Source organism: Streptomyces sp. MK37H, assembly GCF_018035285.1.
GTDB lineage: Bacteria > Actinomycetota > Actinomycetes > Streptomycetales > Streptomycetaceae > Streptomyces > Streptomyces endocoffeicus.
This window is the reverse complement of record NZ_JAAAYH010000461.1, coordinates 1-6826: the sequence shown is the minus strand read 5'-3', so window position 1 is coordinate 6826 and position 6826 is coordinate 1. Positions and strand designations below refer to the sequence as shown.

Sequence of the window (6826 nt, the reverse complement as noted above, 5' to 3'; positions counted from 1 at the left end):
CTCCGTCCAGTGGCTCGGCCTGGTGGACGTATGGGGGCATACGCCCCTTGGAGGACCCCCCGGACCAGGACATAAGCAACGAAGACCCGATGCCACGGATGATCTGCGGGTGGACGTCGTCTGGCAGACTGTTGCCCTATGGGTGGAGCGACGATCAGGACCACGGCAGGCCGAACAGCCACCCCGGCACCCATCGCGGACACCGACGCGGAGCGGGCGCCGGGCCTCACCCTGATGGACCGGTTGCGTACCCCCAGAAGGCCCCGGCTCTGGTTCGAGATCGTCCTCATCGCCGTCAGTTACTGGACATATTCGCTGATCCGCAACGCCGTCCCGGAGCAACGGCCGGAGGCGCTGCGCAACGCGAGCTCTATCTGGGAGTGGGAGCACCGCCTCGGAATGGCCTTCGAGCGGGGCGTCAACCATGCGATCGACTCGGTCAGCTGGCTGATCGTGGGCATGAACTACTACTACGCCACGCTCCACTTCATCGTGACGCTCAGCGTGCTGGTGTGGCTCTACCACTGGCATCCGGGCCGTTACGCCGCCACCCGGCTGGCGCTCTTCGCGACCACCGGTGTGGCCCTGCTCGGCTACTACTTCTTTCCGCTGGCCCCGCCCCGGCTGATGAGCGGCGGCCGCTTCATCGACACCGTGGTGGTGCACAACACCTGGGGCTCGATGGCCTCGGGAAACCTCGCCGATATGTCGAACCAGTACGCGGCGATGCCCTCGATGCACATCGGCTGGTCGCTGTGGTGCGGTCTGACCATCGCGACGCTCGCCCGTCCGGTGTGGGTGAAGGCGCTGGGGCTGCTCTACCCCTCGGCCACGCTGCTGGTGATCGTCGCCACCGCCAACCACTTCTGGATGGACGCGGTCGGCGGGGTCATCTGTCTCTCCTTCGGCTTCACGCTGTCGTGCGCGTGGTACGGCTCGCTGCCGTACCGGCTGCCGAGGCAGGTGGCCGTGATCTGCACGGTTTGATCGTCCCCGGCGGAGCCGCCATTCTCTGTTCCGCAAGGTCGGCATGAGTTCACATGCCGACATGGTTCAGGGGCTCCATGTGTCGCGCTGATCGACGCGGAATGAGCACGATGAGCGTGACGAAAGGGACCACCGGCCACCGTGCACACCGCCGACGCCACTACCGCTGCCGCTTCTTCCGTATCCACGTCCGTATCCACGTCCGTCTCCGCCTCCGTATCCCCGGCGGCCCTGCCCGCTCCGGGCGCGCTGCTCCCCCGGCCCCGTACCGCCGGGCGGCCCCGCTTCCCGCTGGTGGCCACCGACCTCGACGGCACCCTGCTGCGCGGGGATCTGACGGTCTCGCCGCGCAACCGTGAGGCGCTGGCCCTGGTCCGGGCCGCCGGGGCGCGGCACCTGGTGGTCACCGGGCGTCCGGCCGCGTCCTGCCGGGAGTTCCTGGTGGCGATCGGCTACCGGGGGCTCGCGGTGTGCGGACAGGGCGCGCAGCTGTACGACGCCTCCGCGGACCGGCTGCTGGTCTCGGCGTCGCTGGACCGGGCGCTGGCCCGGTCGGTGGTGGAGCGCACCGAGGAGGCGCTGGGCGCGGGGCCGCTGGAGCTCGCCGTGGTGACCGCGGCGCCCGAGAACCGCTTCGTCGTCACCGCCCGCTTCACCGACCGGATGCAGCCGGAGTGGGGGCTGGCCGAGCGGGAGGAGCTGTGGGCGGCGCCGATCGAGAAGGTGCTGATGCGCCACCGGACGGTGGCGGACGGGCTGGTGGCGGCGGCCGCGGAGCGGGTGGGCGCGGGCGAGGTGGCGGTGACCCACTCCGAGAAGGGCATGATCGAGGTGCTCCCGGCCGGGACGGACAAGTCGGTGGGGCTCCAACTGGCCGCCGACCGCATGGGGTTCACCCCCGCCGAGACGATCGCGTTCGGCGACATGCCCAATGACATCCCGCTGCTGGGCTGGGCCGGGTACGGGGTCGCGATGGGCAACGCCCATCCGGATCTGAAGGCGATAGCCGACGAGGTGGCGCCGGCCAACGAGGACGACGGGGTCGCGGTGGTGCTGGAACGGCTGTTCGCCCACCCTTGAGCGGCCCTCGCACCGCGCTCGCGGTGAGCTCGAGCAGCCCATCACTCCCTTGACTGGATATACACAACTAAACAAAATATCCAAGGTGCGAGCTGAACCACGATCCGAACCCCGCTACGTCGACGAGCGCTCCGGCGCCACGTACCCGATCGACGACCCTCGCTGGTGCGGCGATGACGGGGCTCCCCTCACCGTCTCCGCGCTGCCCGGCATCACCCGCGAGCAGGTGGACACCGGGGCCCGGTCACTTTGGCGCTACCGAGCGGCCCTCCCGGTGCGCATCGACGCCCCGGTGTCACTGGGAGAAGGGTGCACCCCGCTGGTCGAGAAGAGCTGGGGGGAGGATCGGATTCTCTTCAAGCTGGAGTGGTTCAGCCCCACCGGCAGCTTCAAGGACCGCGGCACCAGCGTGATGATCTCGCTCCTCGCCCAGCGGGGCGTACGCGAGGTCATCGAGGACAGCTCCGGCAACGGCGGGGCCTCCGTCTCGGCGTACTGCGCCGCGGCCGGCATCCGGGCCCGGATCCTCGCCCCCGCCGCCACCTCCCCCGCGAAGCTCCTCCAATGCCGGGCCTACGGCGCCGAGGTCCAGCTGGTGCCCGGCGACCGGGACGCCACGGCGGCGGAGGCGCTGCGCCAGTCGGCCCATACGTACTACGCCAGCCACAATTGGCACCCCTTCTTCCTCCAGGGCACCAAGACCCTGGCGTACGAGCTGTGGGAGGACCTGGGCTTCACCGCACCGGACGCCGTGGTGACCGTGGCGGGCGCGGGCAGCACCGTGCTCGGCTGCGACCTCGGCTTCTCCGAGCTGCTCGCCGCGGGCCAGATCGCCCGCCGCCCCCGGCTGCTGGTGGCCCAGCCCGCCCACTGCGCCCCGCTCCACGCCGCGTTCCGCGCGGGCGCCGAGACCCCGGTGCCGTCTCTCCACGCCCCGACCATCGCCGAGGGCACGGCCATCCGCGAGCCCGTCCGCTTCCCCGAGGTGCTGCGCGCCATCCGCCGCTCGGACGGCGACATGGCGGCCATCCCGGAGGACGCGATCGCCGCGGCGGTCCGCCGGCTGGCCGCGATGGGGCTGTACGCGGAGCCGACCAGCGCGACCGCGGCCGCGGCGATCGAGGTCTTCCGGGCCCGGGGCGCGATCCGCCCCGGCGAGACCACGGTGGTGCTGCTGACCGGGTCGGGCCTGAAGGCGACGCCGACGATGACGGAGCTCTTCGGATGACCGAGGAGAAGGCAGCCGCGGCGGGGGGAACACCCGAGGACGAGCTGCTGCTCCGCGAGGCCGAGAAGATCGTGGTCGCCCTCGGCCGGATGTTCCCCGGGCTGTGCGAGGTGGTCCTCCACGATCTGCGCAGCCCCGACCAGTCCATCCGCGCCATCGAGAGCAACCTCTCCGGCCGTGCGGTCGGCCAGCCCGCCACCGAGCTGGGCCTGGCCCGGATGCGGGACCCCGGCTTCCCCGACATCGTCCAGAACTACGCCAACCGCTTCCCGGACGGCCGCCCGGCGAAGAGCACCTCGATCGGCATCAAGAACAGCGCGGGCCAGTACGTCGCCGCCATCTGCCTCAACCTGGACGTCTCCCTCTTCGCGAGCGTCGCCCGCAGCCTCAACAACCTCGTCCGGACCGATGAGCAGGAGCAGCCGCTCACCGAAACCCTCCGCGCCCGCACCGCCGCCGAGCTGCGCACCGTCATCGAGGAATTCGCCGCCGCCCGCGGCCAGACCCCGCGCAGCCTGGGCACCCCCGCCAAGAAGGAACTCGTCCGCACCCTCAAGACCAGCGGCTACCTCCAGGTGAAGCACTCGGTCCAGGCGGTCACCGAACTGCTGGGCGTCTCCCGCGCCACGGTCTACAACTACCTGCGCTCACCTGACGCCGGAGACCACCCCTGATGCCCCCACCGATCCACCGCGTCGACGTCCCCGGAACGGCGTGGTGCTCCTGCTCGACCACGACCCCGGACACGGGCTGACCCACCGTTAGCCGCTCTGTTCGGGGCTGCGGAAGAGTCGCCGGCCACCGGGCCGATGGTGGATGCGAGCCGCTCGGTCATATGGCGTGGGAGAGCTCGTCGATCTCCTCGACGCTCAGGCCCAGTGTCGCCGCCGCGATGTTGTCCTCCAGGTGGGCGATCTTGGAGGTGCCGGGAATGGGCAGCATGACCTCGGAACGGGCGAGCAGCCAGGCGAGTGCGACCTGGGAGGGGGTGGCGCCGTGTGCGGAGGAGATGCGGTCGACCGGGCCGCCCTGCCTGGCAAGCTCGCCGGCGCCCACCGGAGCCCAGGGGATGAAGCCGATGCCCTCGCCCGTGCAGTAGTCGAGAACGTCGGCGGAGCTGCGGTCGGTGAGGTTGTAGCGGTTTTGTACGGTGACGATGTCGGCGATTCGACGTGCCTGTTCGATCTGGTCGACGCTCACCTGGGACAGGCCGATCGCGACGATCTTGCCTTCGTCCTGGAGCTGCTTCAGTTCCCCGACCTGGTCCTCCAGGGGGACCTTCGGGTCGACGCGGTGGAGCTGGAACAGGTCGATGTGATCCAGGCCGAGGCGCCGCAGGCTCATCTCGGCCTCCTGACGCAGGTACTCCGGGCGCCCCACAGGCGGCCAGGCCTTGGGGCCCAGGCGCACCAGTCCCTGATCGGTCTTGATCACATCGGGGCCGTTGCGGGTGAGACCGGCCTTGGTCGCGATGAGGACGTCGTCCGGGTAGGGATGGAGGGCTTCCCGGATGATCTCCTCGCTGACGTACGGCCCGTAGGAGTCGGCGGTGTCGATCAGCTGGACGCCGAGTTCGACGGCGCGGCGGACCACGCGGACGCACTCATCGCGGTCGTCAGGTTGTCCCCACACCCCGAGTCCGGTGAGCCGCATGGCGCCGAAGCCGAGCCGGGCGACCTTCTTGCCGGCGATCTCGAAACGGCCGGCGGCGTGGGCGATGGGGTCGGTCATGAATGTACGTTTCCTTTCTCTGGAGCGGTGCTCTGCTCGGCCAGTCGGCGGAGCAGGATCAGGCCGTCACTGCTGGCACTGCCGGGCTTGGCGCTGTAGACGGACAGGTGCTGTCCAGGAGCGCTGGTGACGGCCAGGGCCTCGAAGTGCAGACGCAGTTCACCCACCTGCGGGTGGCAAAAGTGTTTGTCCTCCTGCGTGCGCGGACGGATCTCGTAGCGTGCCCACAAAGTCGCGAACGCGGGGCTGTGGACGCCGAGTTCGCCGACGACGCGCTCGATGCGCTCGTCATCCGGGAACCGCGCCGACGACGCGCGCAGATTGTTCACCGCAACGGCCGCCGCGTTCTCCCAGTCTCCGTAGAACTCCTGGGCGAAGGGATCCAGGAAGATCATCCGCAGCAGGTTGTCGTAGCGGGCGAAACCCCGGTACAGCTCTTGCGCCATCGCGTTGGAGGCAAGCACGTCCTGGGCCGAGCCGACCACGAACGCGGGCAGATGCCGCAGGCTGTCCATCAGCCTCAGCAGGTCCGGACCGACCGTCGTGGTCGCTCGCACAGACGGCCAGGGAGCGCTCAGGCCGAGCCGGAAGAGATGGGTTGTGGCGGCTTCGTCGAGCCGCAGTGCCCGGGCGATCGCCTGGAGCACCTGCTTGGACGGATGCCGCTCCCGGCCCTGTTCCAGCCTGATGTAGTAGTCCGTGCTCACCCCGGCGAGCAGCGCCACCTCGTCCCGACGCAGGCCGGACACCCGCCGAGACGCGTCGTCGGGGAATCCGACATCCCGTGGCATGGTCGTGTCGCGGCGAGCACGCAGATAGTCACCGAGTCCGTTGTCTCCGTCCATACGAACCAGACTAGGCAGGAGAACGGGCGGGTGGATGGGTGCGATGGACCCACGCAGCCCGGCCGTCGTTCCTCACTCGGCGTTACCGCCAGAGCAGACTCATCACGGTGTGTCATACCGTGTGGCCGCGGCGCACCCTCCCACGTCAGCAATCGCGCCCCTAGCGTCGATGGCATGACGAGCGGCACGGATGTTCCTCAGACCTCTGCTCCCGGCAGAGCCCCGAGCGGGCACGCTACGCGCCGCGCGACCATGGCGAGATGGCCAACGACACAGCGGTACGCCGCCTCGACCTCGGCTACTTCGTCCGCCCCGCCTCGGAAACCGGCGGACCGCGGCCACGGGTCGAGCCGGTGCTCGCCTATCTGGTGCGGCACGACCGTGGGCTGATCCTCTTCGACACCGGCGTCGGCGCCGCCGACCCCGAGACCGAGGCGCACTACCGCCCCCGCCGCCGCGCCCTGCCGGACGCGCTGGCGGCGGCCGGGGCCGCCCTCGCGAACGTCTCCCTCGTCGTGAACTGCCACCTCCACTTCGACCACTGCGGCGGCAACCCCCTGCTGAGCGGTACGCCGATCCTGGTCCAGGACGCGGAGCTGGCCACCGCTCGCGGGGGCGACTACACGTTCGACGAGCTACTGGACTTTCCCGGCGCCACGTATGAGGAACTGGCCGGGGAGGCCGAGATCTGGCCGGGCGTCCACATCATCCCCACCCCCGGCCACGCCGACGGTCATCAGTCCCTGGTCGTCCGCCAGTCCGACGGCACGGTGATCCTCGCCGGTCAAGCCCATGACTTCGCCTCCGAGTTCGCCTCGGACCACCGGGCCCGCAGGGCCGTCCTCGATGGCGTGGCGCAGCCCCTTCCCTCGTACCGCCCCTGGCTGGACCGCCTCCTCGGCTTCGATCCCCGCCGTGTGCTTTTCGCCCACGACTGCGCGGTCTGGGAGCCGTC

General features: G+C 70.2%; 7 protein-coding genes. 5 read left to right on the top strand and 2 right to left on the bottom strand.

Annotated features, from left to right (window positions below):
* Positions 1 to 138: 138 nt before the first annotated feature.
* The 4 genes from GWI24_RS37770 to GWI24_RS37755 all read left to right on the top strand — a co-directional run bounded on the left by GWI24_RS37770 (position 139) and on the right by GWI24_RS37755 (position 3969).
* Positions 139 to 987, top strand: coding sequence for a phosphatase PAP2 family protein (locus GWI24_RS37770; RefSeq protein WP_210950565.1), 849 nt, complete (start codon positions 139 to 141; stop codon positions 985 to 987).
* A gap of 291 nt (positions 988 to 1278) precedes the next feature.
* Positions 1279 to 2067, top strand: coding sequence for an HAD family hydrolase (locus tag GWI24_RS37765; RefSeq protein ID WP_247617443.1), 789 nt, complete (start codon positions 1279 to 1281; stop codon positions 2065 to 2067).
* Between the two features lie 85 nt (positions 2068 to 2152).
* Positions 2153 to 3295 carry a threonine synthase gene (locus GWI24_RS37760; protein ID WP_210950563.1) on the top strand — a complete coding sequence of 381 codons (1143 nt, stop codon included), beginning with the start codon at positions 2153 to 2155 and terminating at the stop codon, positions 3293 to 3295.
* A complete protein-coding gene (locus GWI24_RS37755) occupies positions 3292 to 3969 on the top strand; it encodes a transcriptional regulator (RefSeq protein ID WP_210950562.1) in 678 nt (225 codons plus the stop codon). Before GWI24_RS37760 ends, GWI24_RS37755 begins: the two co-directional genes overlap by 4 nt.
* A 157-nt stretch (positions 3970 to 4126) precedes the next feature.
* On the opposite strand, the gene GWI24_RS37750 is transcribed toward GWI24_RS37755, so the two are convergent.
* Both GWI24_RS37750 and GWI24_RS37745 read right to left on the bottom strand, forming a co-directional pair.
* Positions 4127 to 5026, bottom strand: coding sequence for an aldo/keto reductase (locus tag GWI24_RS37750; protein ID WP_210950561.1), 900 nt, complete (start codon positions 5024 to 5026; stop codon positions 4127 to 4129).
* Entirely contained in the window at positions 5023 to 5871 is an 849-nt protein-coding gene (locus tag GWI24_RS37745; RefSeq protein WP_210950560.1) for a helix-turn-helix domain-containing protein, read from the bottom strand. Before GWI24_RS37745 ends, GWI24_RS37750 begins: the two co-directional genes overlap by 4 nt.
* Positions 5872 to 6131: 260 nt before the next feature.
* Here GWI24_RS37745 and GWI24_RS37740 point away from each other — a divergent pair.
* A partial coding sequence (locus tag GWI24_RS37740; RefSeq protein WP_210950559.1) for an MBL fold metallo-hydrolase occupies positions 6132 to 6826 on the top strand: 695 nt, incomplete at its 3' end.